This window comes from Micromonospora sp. CA-248260 (assembly GCF_050942205.1).
Classification (GTDB): Bacteria; Actinomycetota; Actinomycetes; order Mycobacteriales; family Micromonosporaceae; genus Micromonospora; species Micromonospora antibiotica.
The window spans coordinates 728549-744839 of record NZ_CP192021.1; the positions used below are offsets into that span (position 1 = coordinate 728549).

Genomic DNA, 16291 nt, shown 5'->3' on the forward strand with positions numbered 1-16291 from the left:
CACTTCGTGGCCGCGGTGCCGCGCGTCCGGGCGCCGCTGCCGCGTCCCGGCGGCGGCGTCGGGGTCATCCGTCGGCCCGCATGCCCGCAGGGGCAGGAGGAACTGCCCCTAAGGCGGCCGGCGGTCGCGTACCCCGCGGGCGGGTGCCCGGGGCAGGGTGGCCGGGTTGACTGTCGCCGACGTGAAAAGAGCGGTCATGACCTGGCGCGAGAACTACTGGGACGATGCCACGCAGAGCCCGGACTACTTCGAGTCCGTCGAGTTCGCCACCGTCCTCGACGGCGACTACGGCACCCGGATGTTCGGCCGGTGGATCGCGCAGATGCATCCGGACCGCCACGACCTGATCCGCAGCCTGGAGTACCTGCTGGTCACCTACCGGCACGGCGATGACGTGCAGGCGACGCTGGACACGTTCGAGCGCCAGCTACCCCGGCCGTGGGACGACTGGGCGATGACCACGGCACTGACGGAGACCGCCCGCCGCAACCCGGACGTGCCGGTCGAACTCCGCGACGACGACGACTTCGCCGCCCTGGCCGAGCAGTTGCGCGACGACGCTCAGCTCTTCGCGCTCTGGCGGGAGGAGGTGCAGCAGGCTGCCGTCATGGCGCTGTCCGTCCCGGAGGTGATGCCCGCCTTCGTCACCTCCTGCCAGACCCTCGCGGCGGAGGCACACGGCTATGGGGACAGGGGCAAGGAGGAGGAGAGCGAGCAGGAGAGCGAGGACGAGGAGGAGGCCAGCTACGACTACTCCGGGTACGACCGGGCGTTCGGGCACATCGCGTCCGACGACGACCTGGTGGTGGCCCCCGGCCCGGAGAAGTCGGTCCGGTTCGCGGAGCCGCTGGTGCAGGGGGAGGACGCGCCGCAGTGGCAGCACGGCGAGTTCAAGATCGGGGTGGCCTTCACCCTGAACCCGGAGGCCAACTCCAACCTGGCCGGCCTCTACTCCTGGGCGCAGACGCAGGCCCTCGTCGGCCTGTGGGGGGTGGACGTGGACGAACTCGCCACCATGATCGGCTCGGCGATGGAGCGGATGCCCCGGATGTACCGGGACGACCGGATGACCATCCACGTCTTCCCGCAGTACGTCTTCATCACGGTCACGATCGACTCGGCGCTGAACGCGCACAACACCGGGATCATCGCCACCCTCACCGACGAGGGGGCGTACGCGCACTACGTGCAGTTCAAGGACCTGGTGATGTTCTACACCGACGAGAGTGACATGGACACCCCGATCTACAACGTGCTCAAGACGTTCGGGGACCCGTGGGCCGGCGGCACGGCCGAGAGCTACGTGGTGCGCCACGGCCGGGGCCGCAAGGCGTACTTCACTGTCGACCCGGTGCGGACCAGCCACGAGCAGAGCGTGGCGGCGGTGGTCCGGCGCTGCTCCGGTGGGCTCGACGTCCGGGTGCTGTCGGCCCGGCCGCAGTAGGGTGACGACCGCCGGCGGTGGTGGGGTGGTGCCCGAAGGTGCAGGCGGGACTGCCCGGAGGGCTTCCCGTGGGGTTGCGGCCGACCCGGGCGGGCCGCGTTCACTGGCCCCCATGGCTGCATCAGCGTCCCGGTCCCTGCGCGCCACGTCGGCGCTCGCTGTGGTGGCACTCCTGGTGGCCGGGGCACCGCCGGCGGCGTACGCCGAGTTCTTCGCGGCACCGCGACCGGCCGGTGGCCCGGCGCTGCGGATCAGCGTGAGCGACGGCGCCGCCCCGCTGGTCGGCGAGCCGGCCGGGACGACCCTCGGGCTGACCCCCGGTGGCTCGGCGGTGGTCACCCGCACGGTGACCACCGCGACCATCCCGCCCCGCCCCGACGTGGTGCTGCTCGCCGACACGACCGGCAGCATGCAGGCGGCGCTGAACGACGTCCGGGTCAACGCGAAACGGATCATCGGCGACATCAGCGCCGTCCAACCCGACGCCCGCTTCGCGGTCGCCGAATTCCGGGACGAGGGCGACGAGTTCGTCTTCCGGCTCAACCGGGACCTGACCGCCGTGCCGTCCGAGGTGCAGGAGGCGGTGAACGTCTGGACCGCCGCCGGAGGCGGCGACGGCCCGGAGGCCGGCCTGAACGCCCTGTACGCCGTCGCCACCGGAGCGGTCGGCCTGCGGACCGAGAGCAGCCCGATCGTGGTGATCTTCGGGGACGCGCCGTCGCACGACCCGAGCGTCGGCCACGACCTCGCCGGGACGATCCAGGCGTTGACCACCCGGGGCGTGCGGGTGGTGGCCGTGGACGTCGGCAACCCGGGCAGCTACTCCCTCGACGAGTCCGGACAGTTCACCGAGATCACCCGGCAGACCGGGGGCGTGCTGCTCGACGCCGCCGGCCCGGCCGAGGTCTCCAACGCCATCCTGGCCGGCATCCGCGCCATCCAGGCCACCGTCAGCGCCCGGACCACCGACTGCGACCCGCAGCTCTCGGCCTCGGTCACCCCGGCCGAGCAGACCGTCGACAGTGGCGGCACCGTCGACCTCACCGTCTCCGTCGCGGTCGATGCCGCCGCCCGCAACGGGGAGTACGCCTGCCACCTGGAAGTCTCCGTGGACGGCATCGTGCAGGGCGAACCGGAACGCCTGGTGGTGAACGTCAGCGGGGCGGCACCGGACGTACCGGTGCTCCACTCCGACGCCGCCGCGCTCGACCTCGGGGAGGCCCCCCTCGGCGTGCCCTCGGCGACCCGGACGGTGACCCTCACCAACACCGGCGACTACCCGCTGACCGTGGCCGCCGCCCTCGCCGAACAGCCGCTCCCGGCGGTGTTCGCGGTCACCGCCTCGACCTGCGGCGGAACCCTGGCCGTCGCCCGGTCCTGCACGGTGGCCCTCACCGCCACCCCCCGGGCGATCGGGGCCGCGACGTCGGTGCTCAGCCTCGCCAGCGCCACCGACACCGGCGGGGTCGCCGCCCAGTCGCTGGCGCTGAGCGTCTCGGGTCGCAGCCCGACGTTGCAGTTCAACCCCGGCGTCGGCCGCCCCGGCCAGGTGGTCACCGCACTCGGCCAGGGCTTTCCGGCGGGGGCCGAGGTGCTGGTCACCTGGGTCGACGGCACGGGCGCGGTGCCGGTGGTCGCCGACGCGTCCGGCCGGTTCGCGGTGCCGATGGTGGTCTTCGAGGAGGGGATCGCCGGTCCCCGGGCCGCGCTCGCCTCGGTGCCGGCGGTCGGCCAGGTGACCAGCGGTACCTTCCTGGTGCAGTCGGCGACCGCCCAGCCGGGACCCTTCACCCGCCGTCGCTGACCGGCCCACCCGTCGGGGCGCACCGGCCCCGGGCCACGGCCGGGGCGCCCCGGGACCCGGGCCACCGCCGAGCCACCCCCGGCGGGATCGCCCGGGGCCCGTACCCCGGTCAGCCGACCAGCACCTGACCGGTGGCGATGATGCTGCCGGCCGGCAGGGGAGCGGGGTCGTTGCAGGTGTTGACCTTGTCGCCGTGCCGGGCCGCCGGCTTACCGTTGATCAGCACCAGGGCGCTGCCGGCGATGATCGTGCCCTGGTTGTTCGGTGGCGTCTGGAACGGCCCCCCGGTCGGCAGGTGCGGCGGGGAGTTCACCGCGACGCTGCCGACCACGGCGGCCGGCTTGCCCTCGATCAGCACGTCGGTGCTGCACCCGTTGGCGATGGTCCCGGCGAAGGGCATCGGGGTGGGTGTCGGCACCGGACCGGTCGGCGAGGGCACCATGATGATGTGCGTGTCGGTGCCGACCACCTTGTCACCGAGCTTCGCGGCAGGTACGCCCACGATGGAACCCTCCCTTGGGCAGCGGAACCGGTCAGATCAGCCCCTCGCGGATGGCGTGCGCGACCGCCTGGGTGCGGTTGCGGACACCGAGCTGGGTGGTGATCTCGTGCACGATGTTCTTGATGCTGCGTTCCGAGTAGGACAGCTCCCGGGCGATCGTCGCGATGTCCGCCCCGGCGGCGATCATCCGGAGCACCGCGAGCTGGCGCGGTGACAGCGGCAGGATGGTCAGCCCCCGGGGGGCGAGCACCTGCCGCTGGGCCCGACCGACCCGGGTCAGCAGCGAGCTGAGCAGGTCGGTGGGGAGCCTCGCCTCGCCCCGGGCGGCAGCCCGGACCACCTCGCGCAGCAGGGCGGCGGTGCTCTCCGAACGGCGTACCAGACTGAGACCACCCGCCTCGATCGCCTGCAACCCGGCGGTGTCGTCGAGCTGCCCGACCACCAGCACCGGTCGGGGGGCCGGCCGGCCGGTCAACGCGTCGAGCTGGGCCAGCAGCCACCCGTCCACCGTGTCGGCGACGATCACCAGGATGTCCGGGGTGTCGTCGGGTTCGGCCAGCACCACCGGGCGCGCGCCGACCGGGTCGTCGGTCGCCGCAGTGCCGAGCTGGGCCATGACACCGGCCTGGGAGATCGGGTCGCGGGAACGGACCGCCGTACGGATCGGTGCCGGGCCCGGGGCGGTGCCCGCCCGGTGGGCGCTGGCGGCCGGATCGGTGGTGTCCGGACCGGGGACCTGCCCGACGGTGGGGTGCGGGTCGCTCATCGGCTGGGGGAGGGGCTCGGGGTGGGCGCGACCGGCACGAGCTGTCCGGCGAAGTACGCGGCCGGGGTGCACGCCGTGGTGCCCGGGTTCGCACACTTCACCGCGACGGTCACCGGTTGGCCGGCGGAGAACCGCAACGGCTGGACGAAGTGGTAGTCCAGGTCCCGGAAGTTGTTCAGGCCGGTCTCCAGCAGCACGGTGTCGCCCCGCCGCACCTGGAGCAGCCCGGCGTCGCCGTGCGGATTCTGCAGCACGATGTCGGTCACCCAGAGCACCTTCTTGTCGGCCGGCCGGTAGGTGGAGAGGGTGAACTCATTGGCGGTGGTCGGTGAAGCGCTGGTCGCCACCCGGAAGTCGGCGGCGGTCTCCGGGTCGGCGTTGTCCAGTGTCCCGCCCTGGGCACCCGGCCCGTTGCCGTTGCCCTTTCCGGTTTCGGTCGGCGGGCTCGGGGCCGCGCTCGGTTTCGGGCTGGCGCCGGCCGCGACGATGGCCACCTTCTCGGCCTTCTCGGCGGTCTCCGCCGCCTCGCTGGCCTGGGTCTTCACCTCGGCCACCTCCTGGGACAACTCCTTGGTCTCCACCTTGGCAGCCTCCTTGGCGGTGGACTGCACGGTGGGTTTGAGCACCGCGAACCAGAGCCCGACCAGGGCGACCGCCACCGCGGCGGCCACCAGCACCACCCGGGGCGACCAGGCCGGCAGGACGGACCGCTGCACCAGCAGTCCGTCGCTGGTGATCGGCTCGGCGTCGGGACGGGTCACCGCCACCTGGAACGGCAGGTTGCGGTCCGGGCCCAGCAGGAACCGCTTCCGGGGGCGTACCCGCAGCTTCACGAACGTGGCCGTGCCCGGACGCAGCACCGGCGCGACCGGAAGCACCCGGAAGGTCAGCAGGCGGTCCGGATCGGCCGGCAGCACCTCGACCGTGGTCTCGACGTTGCCGGTGTTGTCGATCACCAGCTGGTGCCGGGCGGCGCGACGCGCCTGGGAGGTACGGGGCACCAGCTCCGTCGCCAGCTCCACGAAGGGCTGCACGGTGACGGTGCCCTCCTCGACCACCGAACCCTCGGGATTCTCCCGCCCCCGGACCCGTACCCCGAAGGCGACGCTGCCGGCCGGCACGGTCGCCGCACGCGGCGGCGTGAACGTCACCCGGGCCTCCTGCTCGGTGCCGGGCAGCAGGTTCATCGTCGCCGGCTCGACCTCGGCCCACGGTGCGGCGTCGCCGACCACGTCCAGGGTGAACCGGTCGACGACGGCGGCGGTGTTGCGCACCCGGACGGTGCAGCCGACCGTGCCGCCCGCGGCGACGGTGAGGTCGGTCTCGACAAGTCCCACAGCGACACTCATGCGGGCAGTCTCGCCGTGCGGGTGGGCCGGCAGAACCACGAACGAGGAACACCAAGGGGCAGCCGTGGCTACCTGAACGGGCAACGGAAAGCCTGATCGGGCAACCGGCGACCCGACGGGCGGCCCTCGCCCGGGTGGCCGGGGACCGGCAGGGGCGGCCCGGGCGACCGGGAAGACGGCGGGGCGTCAGCGGGGCTCGCTGATCCCACCCCTGGGCCGGGGCCCCGGCGGGCCACCCGGACCGCCGGGGCGGCCACCGCCACTGTTGACGCTGACCTCACGCGGCGGCGGTGCCAGGTCGGTCTGCGGCTCGGGCACGAACGGCACGAGCAGTTGCAGGTGCAACCCGGTCCGGGCGGTCCCGCCGTGCGCCACCCAGGCGGAGCCGGTGTCCCCCTCGCGCCGGGGCGCGGAGCGCACCACCACCGGCTGGTTCGCCCGGGCCACCGCACCGGTCAGGAACCGGGCCGGCAGGGCGGTGCAGCTCGCACAGCCGACCAGCAGTTCACCCAGCAGCCGGTGCTCCCGCTCGGTGTCAGTGGCCCAGGCGGTCAACAGGTAGCTGAACCGGTACCGGCGGCCCGGTGGGCGACGCCCCACCAGCTGACCGGTGGCGTCGCGCAACTCGTCCCAGGTCGCCGAGACGCCCGCCGAGTCCTCCTCGACGTCCAGCAGGAAGGCCGAGACCAGGTCACCCTCGCCGCGCTGCGCACACCGGTCCGGCGGGTCGAAGACGACCGGCACGTCCGACGGCAGGTAGTGGCCCAGCCAGGCCCGGACCGACAGGTCGACATCCCAGATCATCCACCCACCCTGCCCGCTGCCCGGACGGCACCGCGCCCGGCGGCCGGGCAGGCCGTCGGGGCGGATCGGTTGCCCTTGGGGGCAGAACTGCCTACCCCGGCGGCGGTCCGGCGGGCAGCCCTCGCGGCCGGCCGGCGTTGGCAAGCTCGGCCCCATCACACCGTCGTACAGGAGGTTCGATGCCGACGTATCTGTCGCCGGGCGTCTACGTGGAGGAGGTTTCCTCCGGGTCGAGGCCGATCGAAGCGGTCGGGACGGCCGTCGCCGCGTTCGTCGGCTTCGCCGAGAAGGGGCCGGTCGACGAGCCCACACTGATCACGAACTGGACGCAGTACACCCGCACCTTCGGGGGCTTCGTGGCGGGCAGCTTCCTGCCACTGTCGGTCTACGGCTACTTCCTCAACGGCGGCGGCTCCGCGTACGTGGTCCGGGTGGGTGGTGGTGCCGGTGCGGACTCCGCCGCCGAAGCCGCCGGTGAGTCGTACCCGGCCGCGGCCGTACCGGCGGCCGGCGACAACGGGCGGCTCTCCTTCACCGTGCGGGCCGCGCTGCCCGGCCCGGCCGGGCAGGACCTCTCGGTCGAGGTCGCCGACGCCTCCGAGGGCGGCGACGACGCGTTCAAGCTCGTCGTCAAGCAGGCCGGCAAGCCGGTCGAGACGCTGGACAACCTGACCACCAAGCGCGGTGCGGGCAACGTGGTCACCGTCGTCCGCCAGCAGTCCAAGCTGATCCAGATCGAGGAGACGAAGGGCGCCACCCTCGCCCCGCCCCGACGCGGCGCCGAGGTCACCCTCGCCGCGCCCGCGCTGCCGGCCACCACGACCGGCACCGGCGACCTGCGGGTACGCGCCGAGGACTACGTCGGTGACGTCAGCGACCGGACCGGCTTCGCCGGGCTGGAGGCGATCGAGGACATCACCATGCTCTGCGTGCCCGACCTGGCCGCCGCCCACCAGCAGGGCGCCATCGACGACGAGGCGTTCAAGGCCGTCCAGTTGGCGATGATCGCGCACTGCGAGCTGATGGGTGACCGGGTGGCCATCCTGGACCCGCCGCCCGGCCTGCACCCGCAGCGCCTCAAGGAATGGCGGATGGACGTCGCCGGCTACGACTCCAAGTACGCGACCCTCTACTGGCCCTGGGTCAAGGTGATGGACCCGGCGCAGGGCCGGGCGGTCTTCATGCCGCCGAGCGGGCACGTCGCCGGGGTGTGGGCCCGCAACGACGACACCCGGGGTGTCCACAAGGCACCCGCCAACGAGATCATCCGGGGCGCGCTCGCCCTGGAGAGCGGGCTGACCAAGGGCGAACACGACCAGCTCAACCCGATCGGGGTCAACTGCATCCGGGCCTTCCCCGGGCAGGGCATCCGGATCTGGGGCGCACGGACCCTGTCCAGCGACGCCGAGTGGCGTTACCTCAACGTCCGGCGGCTGTTCAACTGGATCGAGAAGTCGATCCTGCTCGGCACCAACTGGGTGGTCTTCGAACCCAACGACCCCCGCCTCTGGGACGCGGTACGCCGGGTCATCACGATGTTCCTGCGCCGGGTCTGGCGCAGTGGGGCGCTGATGGGCGACACCTGGTCCGAGGCGTTCTTCGTCAAGTGCGACGCCGAGAACAACCCGCCGGAGAACCTCGACGCCGGCATCCTCACCGTCGACATCGGCATCGCCCCGGTCAAGCCGGCCGAGTTCGTGGTGTTCCGCCTCTCCCAGCTCTCCCAGGGCTCCGGCGACTGACCGGCCCGCGGCGAGCACCCGACCTGAGCGACGACGAGACCAGGAGAACCGAGCATGGCCGGTCAGGGCACCCAGGACCCGAAGCAGAACACCCAGATCATCAGTGCCGCCGTCTTCCGGCTGGAGGTGCCGGGCATGTCGGCGATCAACTTCGCCGAACTGGTCGGGATCAGCAGCGAGGTGGAGAACGCGGAGTACATGGCCGCCGGCACCACCGGGCCGATCTTCTCCCGGCACTTCGGTCGGACCAAGCCGCCGACGGTCACCCTCAAGCGGGGCCTCGACCTCAACGGCGACCTGTGGCTCTGGCACCAGAAGGTGCGCAACATGATGTACGACGCCTACCGGGACTGCGCGTTGAAGCTCTACGGCCCCGGTGACGACCTCAACGGCGACGCCCGGTTGACGTACATGATGACCAACGCCTGGCCGTCACGGGTGGAGGTCAGCGGAGTCAAGGCCGGAGCCACCGACATCGTCTACCAGACGGTCACGCTGATGTGCGACGACCTGTTCGACTTCAATGCGCGCATCTAGCCTCGCCGAGCCCGCCGCCGGACCGGCGGCGGGTCTGCGGACCGAGTACCCGTTCGTGCTGCCGCGCGGGCTGGTCGACGACCGGGGCGGGGTGCACCGCGAGGGCACCATGCGGCTGGCCACCGCCCGCGACGAGATCACCCCCCAGGGCGATCCCCGGGTACGCCACAATCCGGCGTTCCTCATCGTGCTGCTGCTCGCCCGGACGGTCACCCGCATCGGCGGGGTGCAGGCCGTCGACGTCGACGTGATCGAGCACCTCTTCGCCTCCGACCTGGCCTTCCTCCAGGACCTCTACCGGCGGGTCAACCAGCAGGGGCACACCGGGGCCGAGGTGGCCTGCCCCAGCTGCGGGGGGCGCTTCGCGGTGGACCTGGCCGGCGGCCGACCGGGCGACTCCTGACCCACCCGGCAGCCCGACGCCGCACACCCGTACCGGAATCTGAAGGAGGTGGGCATGGCCTGGTCGTTACGGCCCGGACAGCCGTTCTGGCCACGTCGCCGCCGGACGGTCGGGGCACCTGCTCCGGTCGCGCCGGTGCCGCTCGCGTCGTCGGTGCCCACCGACCGGTACCCGGTCCTGCCAAGCCTGCCTCTGCTGACCGTGGCACCCGCCGCGGCGATGGTGACCATCCCGCAACCGGGGACGGCCACGGACGACCCGTCGTGGCCCCCGACCTCCGCTCACCGCCCGTTCCCCGGCCCGGTCCCGGTGGTCTCCGCGCGGTCCGTCGGGCCGGCTGCGGTCACCGACCCGACCCCGATCCGGTACGACACCGGTGCGGCCCACCGCCCGCCGACCGCTCCGACCCGGTGGGGCAGCAACGGTCCGGCCTTCGACCGTGGCCTGGCTCCCGATCACGGTTCGGCCCCCGGTCATGGTCTGGCTCCCGATCACGGTTCGGACCCCGGCCGTGGCGTGACTTCCGGCCACGGTTCGGCCCTCGACCGTGGGCCGGTGGTGGTGCCGGGGGCGATTGCGGGTCCGGCGGGAGACAGCTTTTCGTCGCCTGAGGTGGGGTGGAACGTGGCCGGTGGTCCGGCCGTAGACGAGGGTTCGACGGTGGGGCATGGCCCGAGCGGGGCGGCGGGCAGGCCCGGCGGAGAGGGTGCCTTCCCGGCATCGGGTCCGTCGGCTGGGCCGGAGAATCCGCAGGGACCAACGTCCGCCGGGCGATCCGACGGGCCCGACGTGGATGCCGCAGCCGCCCGGACGGCAGCGCAGTTCGCCGCCGCCGGTCTGCCCACCGCGCAGGTCTGGCCGCCACCGGGATTCGAGGTCGCCTACCTGGCGGCGGAGGCCACCCGGGCCGCCGAGGAGTCCCGGGCATCGGGCGGCAGCGGGCGTGCCCGGCCGGCGCAGCCGGACACCGGCCGGGGCGCGGCCACCGCCGCCCCCGGTCACGACGGTCGGAGCGACCCGGAGGGGACCCCGCCGTCGGCCGGTGAGGTGCGCCCGGTCGAGGTGGCCTTCGCCGGACGCCGGGGTCGCTCCGCCCGACCGACGACCGCGCGACCGGGCCAGGAGCCGGCCTCCCCGGCGGAACAGGGACCAGCCGATTCGGGTGGCACTACCGACCCGCCCACCGCCGCCCCGGGGTGGCTCGCCGGGCCCGCGACCCAGGAAGCCGGGTCCGCCATCCGGGACCAGCCCGACCCGGGCGGCCGGGTCGGCCCGGACGACGCCACCGGCAGTGGCCGCGACGCCCCCGTCGACCGTCGGCGGGACGGCTCGCCGGACGTCGGGCAGGACCGGCCGGCGGGCGTCGGGCAGGACCGGCCGGCGGGCGTCGGGCAGGACCGGCCGGAGTATCCGGCGCAGGCTACCGGGCCGGCGGACCACCGGGGCGGGACCCTCGACGAGGCAGGTGCCGTGGTCGGATCGGAAGCCGCACCGTCGGCGCACCCGCCCGGAGGAACACCGGACGGCGTGACCTCGCCGGTCGCAGATGCCACGGCACCGACCCGGGGCACGAACCCGGCCGGGCGACCGGGGTCCGAGAACCTGCCAGTCGCGGACCCCGCCGAGCGGTCGGCGTCCGGGAACCGGCTACTCACGGACCCTGCCGAGCGGTCGGCGTCCGGGAGCCGGACACTCACGGACCCTGACCAGTGGTCGGCGTCCGGGATCCGGACACTCGCGGGCCTTGCGGAGCGGCCGGCATCGGAGGGACGGCCAGGACCGGCGGGGCCCGACATCGCGGACGACCGGCCGGGTCCGGCGGCAGCGCACGACACCGGGGACTATCGGCCCGCCCCACCGGTGGGGCGCGACACCCACCGCCCCGAGCCGGTGTCCCCGCCGTCGTCCTTCTTCCTCACCCGGCGTCCGGAGCAGCCCACGCCGGCCGGCCCTCCGTCGGGTGTGGACCGGGAGCACGGCGGGGCCGGGCAGGGACCGCCGGCCGGCCCGGGACAGGCGGAAACGGTGCCGTCGGTCGTCCCGCACCCACCCGTACCGTCGGCCGAGCGGGTCGACCGGCCGACGGTCGTACCAGCCATGGACGAGCAGGTCCCGGCGTACCCCGTCAGGGTCTTCACGGCCGTGCCGACGGTGGCGGCCGACCGGCCGGGCCCGATACCGAGCACCGGGCAGGGGCCCGGGTCGCTGGCGCACCGCGCGGGTCCGCCGCCTACCGAGGTGGGCGACCCGGAGCTGCCGGAGCAGGTGCCGGCCGCCCTGGTGGACGGCTTCCGGCAGCGGTACGGCGTGGACGTCGCGGCGGTGCCGGTGTGGCGGGGCGCGGCGGCCACGGAGGTGGTGCAGCAGGCCGGGGCACGGGCCGCGACCCGGGGTGGTGAAGTCCTGTTGCCGGCCTCGGCCGGGCCGCTGGACGCGCCGCCCGCCCGCGCGCTGCTCGCCCACGAGCTGGCCCACGTGGTGCAGCAGCGGGCGTTCGGGGCGACACCGCCAGCCGAGTCGACAGGCACCGGCCGGGACCTGGAGGCGCGTGCGCTCGCCGCCGAGCACGCCTTCGGCGACGGCGGCGGGCCGGGCGTCGGAGGTCCGCTGCCACCTGCCGCGCTGCTGACCGGCGCGGGTGCCGCGTCGACACCTGCGGGTGCTGCCGGCACCTGGGGGATCACCCCCGGCGGTGGGCTGACCTGGCAGGCGAAGCCCGGTGCGGGAGGCGTGCCCCCGGCCGCACTGACCGGCCCGCCGGCCGCACCGACCGGCCCGCCGGCTGCGGCCCACCCGCTCCAGCGGGCGTCGATGGACACCTCGGCGGCCACCCTCGACGACCTGCGGGCGTTGGTGCGGGGCGAACTCGACCAGCAGCAGGACCAGGCCGCCGATCCGCCGGCCGGGCCGCCGTCGGACGCCCTGCGGCCCGGCCCGCAGCGCCCGCGACGCCCGCGATCGACCGCAGCGCGGGCCGGATCGCCGAGGTACGCGACGCGGTGGAGCGGCTCCGGGCCGAGCTGCGCACGGTGGCCGACCGGGGGCGGGCCACTGCCGCCCGGCTGGACCAGGAGGCCGATCGGGTGCCGGACCGGTCGCCGGGCCGGCCGGTCGACCTGGAGAACCCCGACGACCTGGAGGAACTGGCCGGCCGCCTGTACGGGCGGTTACGCGGGCGGCTCCGGCAGGAGCTGCTGGTCGACCGGGAGCGCAGCGGGCGGCTGACCCAGTTCCGCTGAGCACGCCAGGTGGCACGAGGCACGCCAGGTGGCACGAGGCACGGCAGGTGGCAGGACACACGGCAGGCGGCAGGACGCACGGCAGGTGGCACGACCGCACGGACGCGGGTCCAGGACGAGGCGACGAGGAGGGCGAAACGATGGCAGGCGGTCTTTCCACCGCGGCCCGCTTGATGGGCGGCTTCTTCGAGGTCACCGGCGTCAACCACAGGTACCTCGTGGTCATCGACGACGAGCGGTACAACCTCGGCTCCTGGTCCCGGGTCTCCGGGCTGGGGGTGACCTGGCAGGTCTGCGAGTACCGGGCCGGGGACAGCAACGACGTCTTCACGTACGTGGGTGAGCCGACCTACAGCCGGATCAGGCTCAGCCGGGCGGTGTGCTTCGACTCGCAGGTCGTCCAGGAGTGGCTCTGCCAGCAGGCCAACCGGTACCGCCCGCTCAGCGGCACGATCCAACTCGTCGACAGCGTCGGCCTGAAGATCGTCGGCTGGGACCTGAAGCACTTCTTCCCGGTCGGCTGGTCGGTGTCGGAACTCGACCCGAGCCACAGCGGGGTGGCGGTCGAGACACTGGAACTGGCGCACACCGGCTTCCTGCACGACGACGTGAAGTTCTCGCTCTGATGGCCGCCATCTCCGCAGGTCAGCTCGGCGGGATGCTGGGCGACCCGAGCCAGACCGCGCAGGGGCTCGCCTCCGGTGGCCTGCTGCAGATGTTCCGCGACGGGCCGGGGGTCAAGCGGACCCTCAAGCTCGGCCTGGCGATGCGTTTCCAGGTGACCATCGGGGACGGCCCGATCGGGCTGTGGCGGTCCTGCCGGGGGTTGCGGGCCGACTTCCGGCCCGAGGTGGTCCGGGTGACCGGGGACTACGTCGGCCAGTACCACCTGCCCGGCGAGGTCAGCTACGCCCCGGTCGTGCTGGAACGGGCGGTGCACCGGGAGAGTTCCGCGCAACTGCAACAGTGGCTGGTCGGGGTGCTGCGCTCATGGCAGGACGGCACCGGCGACGACACCCGGACCACCGCCCGGATCACCCTGCTCGACGCCGACGGCGAACCGGTCAACAGTTGGCTGCTCTACGGCGTACGGCCGTCGTCGTGGACCGGGCCGGACCTCTCCTCGGACAGCAACCAGGTCGCGGTGGAACGGCTGGAACTGGTGCACGAGGGGTTCTTCCCCGACCTGCAGGCCAAGGCGGAGACGGCCACCCTGTCGTCCCCGTCGCTGGGCCGGGTCACGTTCTCCTACAACCCGGCCAAGATGGGCATCACCCGCTCCTCCCGGGCCAGTCAGCTCGTCGGTCGGGGCCGGGGCGTGGAGCTGACCTCCGACACCGCATTGCGGGTGATGGCCGGCGAGGTGCTGCTGGTCGGTGCCGGGGTGGCCCAGGACGTGCAGAAGCTGATCGCCTTCTCCGGCCCACCGAGCGTCGACGAGCAGAGCCGCAGCGCGTCCAGCATCGAGCTGCCCCGGTTGACGTTCACCTGGGGAAAGCTGTCGATGGCCGTCAACCTGAGCACCCTCAACGTCAACCTGACCCGGTTCGACGGTGAGGGGCAGCCGGTGCGGGCGCAGGCCACCCTGGACCTGATCGTGATCGAAGGGGAGATCTTCCCCAAGCGGGGTGGCCCGGTGCCGACCCGGTCGGTGCGGACCGACCCGGCGCAGTGGCGGCAGCGGGCGCTGGCCAGCGGGCTCGACGACCCGATGCGGGCGCAGGCCAGGGGCGCGTCCGTCGGGGCGCGGCGGTAGTGGGGGCGAGACGATGACCGCGATCGACCGGCACGGTCTGCTCTGGGGTACGGCGACCCTGCGCCCCCGGGTCACCGTCGGCACCGCCGGCCGGGCGCTGCCGACGGCCGCCGCCGACCAGCTGGTACGGGTGGTGGTGGACACCCAGGCCGCCCTGCCGGACATGTTCGAGCTGACCTTCGCCGACCTCGACGGCAGTGTGCTGCGTACGGCCGGGTTGGAGCTGGGCACCGCCGTGCAGGTCTTCGGCCCGACCGGGGACGGCTCGGCCGAGCACCGGTTGATCAGCGGCGAGGTGACCGCCGTGGAGGGGCACTTCGTGGACGTCAGCGCCCACGTGGTGGTACGCGGTTACACCCACGACCACCGGCTGCACCGGGTACGGCGGACGCGTACCTTCCTCAACCAGTCGGATGCCGACGTCGCCCGGCAGGTGGCGACCGCCGCGAAACTGTCGGTCGGCACGATCGACGCCACCACCGGCCGGTTGGCCCACCTCTCCCAGGTCGCCCAGACCGACTGGGAGTTCCTCAGCGCCCGCGCCCGGGAGATCGGCTACGAGATCGGCGCGGACGGGGACCGGTTCCACTTCCGCCGGGCGGCCACCGCCCGCCGGGCCGGCAGCCCGGTGCCGTTGACCTTCCGGGGCAACCTGCGCCGCTTCCTGCCCCGGGTCAGCGCCGGCAACCTCGCCCCCGAGGTCGAGGTGCGCGCCTGGGACCCGGTCGCCGCGACGGTGGTGGCGAGCCGTACCGCGACGACCGCCGACGGGGTGAGCCTGGCCGGCCCGACGCCGACCGCCGCCGCCGACACCTTCGTCCCCGGGGCGCGGCGGCACCGCCACGGGCCGGCAACAGCGCGGTCGGTGACGTCGGGCCGGCCCCCGGACCCCGCGCGCACGTCCTGGTCGGCCGGGGGCTGCCCGTGCCCGGTCGGGCCGACGGCGCGGTCACCCAGGTCGCGAAGGGGCTCGCCGCCAGCGTCGGTGGCGGGTTCGCCGAGGCGGAGGGGGAGGCGCTGGGCGACGCCCGGTTGGTCGCCGGCAAGGCCGTCAAGGTCGACGGGGTGCCCGCACCCTTCGCCGGCACCTGGACGCTCAGCGCCGCCCGGCACGTCTTCGACGAGACCGGGGAGGGCTACCGCACCGAGTTCACCGTCGGCGGTGCCGAGGACCGTTCGTTGCTCGGGCTGACGAACGTCGGCGGGACCGGCGGGGGCGGTGATCCGGCCCGGATCGACGGGGTGGTCTGCGGGGTGGTCAGCAACGTCAAGGACCCGCAGAACCTGGGCCGGGTCACCCTGGCGCTGCCGTGGCTGTCGCCGGACCACGAGACCGACTGGGCGCCGGTGGGGCAGCTCTTCGCCGGCCCGACCGGGGGCGCGTTCTTCGTGCCGGAGCCGGGTGACCAGGTGCTCGTCGCGTTCGAGTTCGGCGACGTACGCCGCCCGTACGTGCTCGGCAGCCTGCCCAGCCGGCACACCGGGTACGGCCTCGACGGCGGCCAGTCGTCGTCGACGAAGCCCGGGGCGACCGGGGTGAAGTCGGTGGGGCAGACCAGTTCGGTGATCCGGCGCGGCCTGCTGTCACCCGCCGGCAGCCGGTTGGTCTTCCACGACGAGGTGCCGCCCGGCGGCAAGGGCCAGCCGACCGCCGCCGACGTGGTGCTCGGCACCAAGGGCGACAAGCTGTCGCTGGCGATGGACCAGGTTGCCGGGACGGTGACCCTGCGCTGCGCCCCCGACAAACCCGGCAAGCTGGTCATCGAGTGCACCGGGCAGACCGCCGTGGAGATCAAGGCGGGGCCGGGCGGCAGCCTCACCCTCGACGGCGGCACCAGCCTGAAGCTCAAGGGCAAGACGGTCGACATCAGCGGTACGCAGGTCAACATCAGCGGCACCGCGTCGACCGCCATCAAGGGCAAACCCATCCAGCTCAACTGAGGAG

General features: G+C 73.8%; 14 protein-coding genes. 10 read left to right on the forward strand and 4 right to left on the reverse strand.

What is annotated here, in order from left to right; translation table 11 throughout:
- Positions 1 to 196 precede the first annotated feature (196 nt).
- Positions 197 to 1444, forward strand: a complete 1248-nt coding sequence (locus ACQP2H_RS03470; protein WP_208565738.1) for a hypothetical protein — start codon at positions 197 to 199, stop codon at positions 1442 to 1444.
- Between the two features lie 112 nt (positions 1445 to 1556).
- Positions 1557 to 3248 (forward strand): choice-of-anchor D domain-containing protein, encoded by a 1692-nt coding sequence (locus ACQP2H_RS03475; protein ID WP_219466682.1) that lies wholly within the window; start codon positions 1557 to 1559, stop codon positions 3246 to 3248.
- 109 nt (positions 3249 to 3357) lie between these two features.
- Here the strand turns inward: ACQP2H_RS03475 and ACQP2H_RS03480 are convergent, their stop codons facing one another.
- From ACQP2H_RS03480 to ACQP2H_RS03495, 4 genes are all read right to left on the reverse strand, one after another.
- Positions 3358 to 3750, reverse strand: coding sequence for a PAAR domain-containing protein (locus ACQP2H_RS03480; RefSeq protein WP_208565740.1), 393 nt, complete (start codon positions 3748 to 3750; stop codon positions 3358 to 3360).
- Positions 3751 to 3781: 31 nt separating this feature from the next.
- Positions 3782 to 4516, reverse strand: coding sequence for a helix-turn-helix transcriptional regulator (locus tag ACQP2H_RS03485; RefSeq protein ID WP_219466684.1), 735 nt, complete (start codon positions 4514 to 4516; stop codon positions 3782 to 3784).
- The gene (locus tag ACQP2H_RS03490) at positions 4513 to 5865 is read right to left on the reverse strand and encodes a COG1470 family protein (RefSeq protein WP_433231035.1); all 1353 of its coding nucleotides are present in this window, start codon (positions 5863 to 5865) and stop codon (positions 4513 to 4515) included. The genes ACQP2H_RS03485 and ACQP2H_RS03490 overlap by 4 nt, the downstream gene beginning before the upstream one ends.
- 186 nt (positions 5866 to 6051) lie before the next feature.
- Positions 6052 to 6669, reverse strand: a complete 618-nt coding sequence (locus tag ACQP2H_RS03495; protein ID WP_219466688.1) for a Pvc16 family protein — start codon at positions 6667 to 6669, stop codon at positions 6052 to 6054.
- A 179-nt stretch (positions 6670 to 6848) separates the two neighbouring features.
- Here ACQP2H_RS03495 and ACQP2H_RS03500 point away from each other — a divergent pair, with 179 nt between their 5' ends.
- The 8 genes from ACQP2H_RS03500 to ACQP2H_RS03535 all read left to right on the forward strand — a co-directional run bounded on the left by ACQP2H_RS03500 (position 6849) and on the right by ACQP2H_RS03535 (position 16287).
- Positions 6849 to 8411, forward strand: coding sequence for a phage tail sheath family protein (locus ACQP2H_RS03500; RefSeq protein WP_219466697.1), 1563 nt, complete (start codon positions 6849 to 6851; stop codon positions 8409 to 8411).
- Between the two features lie 54 nt (positions 8412 to 8465).
- Positions 8466 to 8948, forward strand: coding sequence for a phage tail protein (locus ACQP2H_RS03505; RefSeq protein WP_088643766.1), 483 nt, complete (start codon positions 8466 to 8468; stop codon positions 8946 to 8948).
- Positions 8935 to 9351, forward strand: a complete 417-nt coding sequence (locus ACQP2H_RS03510; protein ID WP_357533288.1) for a hypothetical protein — start codon at positions 8935 to 8937, stop codon at positions 9349 to 9351. Before ACQP2H_RS03505 ends, ACQP2H_RS03510 begins: the two co-directional genes overlap by 14 nt.
- Before the next feature lie 2097 nt (positions 9352 to 11448).
- Positions 11449 to 12576, forward strand: a complete 1128-nt coding sequence (locus tag ACQP2H_RS03515; RefSeq protein WP_433231039.1) for an eCIS core domain-containing protein — start codon at positions 11449 to 11451, stop codon at positions 12574 to 12576.
- Between the two features lie 154 nt (positions 12577 to 12730).
- A complete protein-coding gene (locus tag ACQP2H_RS03520) occupies positions 12731 to 13216 on the forward strand; it encodes a phage tail protein (RefSeq protein ID WP_088643770.1) in 486 nt (161 codons plus the stop codon).
- Positions 13216 to 14346: a phage tail protein gene (locus ACQP2H_RS03525; protein WP_433231042.1), complete on the forward strand. Its 1131-nt coding sequence runs from the start codon at positions 13216 to 13218 to the stop codon at positions 14344 to 14346. Before ACQP2H_RS03520 ends, ACQP2H_RS03525 begins: the two co-directional genes overlap by 1 nt.
- A 13-nt stretch (positions 14347 to 14359) precedes the next feature.
- Positions 14360 to 15538 carry a hypothetical protein gene (locus ACQP2H_RS03530; protein ID WP_433231045.1) on the forward strand — a complete coding sequence of 393 codons (1179 nt, stop codon included), beginning with the start codon at positions 14360 to 14362 and terminating at the stop codon, positions 15536 to 15538.
- A gap of 62 nt (positions 15539 to 15600) precedes the next feature.
- Positions 15601 to 16287, forward strand: coding sequence for a phage baseplate assembly protein V (locus ACQP2H_RS03535; protein WP_433233433.1), 687 nt, complete (start codon positions 15601 to 15603; stop codon positions 16285 to 16287).
- The last annotated feature ends 4 nt before the right edge of the window (positions 16288 to 16291 follow it).

Bases quoted from the DNA above. Each gene is read 5' to 3' on its own strand.
- ACQP2H_RS03530 (WP_433231045.1), top strand. From the start codon at position 14,360: ATGACCGCGATCGACCGGCACGGTCTGCTCTGGGGTACGGCGACCCTG.
- ACQP2H_RS03495 (WP_219466688.1), bottom strand. From the start codon at position 6,669: ATGATCTGGGATGTCGACCTGTCGGTCCGGGCCTGGCTGGGCCACTAC.
- ACQP2H_RS03520 (WP_088643770.1), top strand. From the start codon at position 12,731: ATGGCAGGCGGTCTTTCCACCGCGGCCCGCTTGATGGGCGGCTTCTTC.
- ACQP2H_RS03500 (WP_219466697.1), top strand. From the start codon at position 6,849: ATGCCGACGTATCTGTCGCCGGGCGTCTACGTGGAGGAGGTTTCCTCC.
- ACQP2H_RS03505 (WP_088643766.1), top strand. From the start codon at position 8,466: ATGGCCGGTCAGGGCACCCAGGACCCGAAGCAGAACACCCAGATCATC.
- ACQP2H_RS03470 (WP_208565738.1), top strand. From the start codon at position 197: ATGACCTGGCGCGAGAACTACTGGGACGATGCCACGCAGAGCCCGGAC.
- ACQP2H_RS03515 (WP_433231039.1), top strand. From the start codon at position 11,449: ATGGACGAGCAGGTCCCGGCGTACCCCGTCAGGGTCTTCACGGCCGTG.
- ACQP2H_RS03490 (WP_433231035.1), bottom strand. From the start codon at position 5,865: ATGAGTGTCGCTGTGGGACTTGTCGAGACCGACCTCACCGTCGCCGCG.
- ACQP2H_RS03525 (WP_433231042.1), top strand. From the start codon at position 13,216: ATGGCCGCCATCTCCGCAGGTCAGCTCGGCGGGATGCTGGGCGACCCG.
- ACQP2H_RS03485 (WP_219466684.1), bottom strand. From the start codon at position 4,516: ATGAGCGACCCGCACCCCACCGTCGGGCAGGTCCCCGGTCCGGACACC.
- ACQP2H_RS03510 (WP_357533288.1), top strand. From the start codon at position 8,935: ATGCGCGCATCTAGCCTCGCCGAGCCCGCCGCCGGACCGGCGGCGGGT.
- ACQP2H_RS03475 (WP_219466682.1), top strand. From the start codon at position 1,557: ATGGCTGCATCAGCGTCCCGGTCCCTGCGCGCCACGTCGGCGCTCGCT.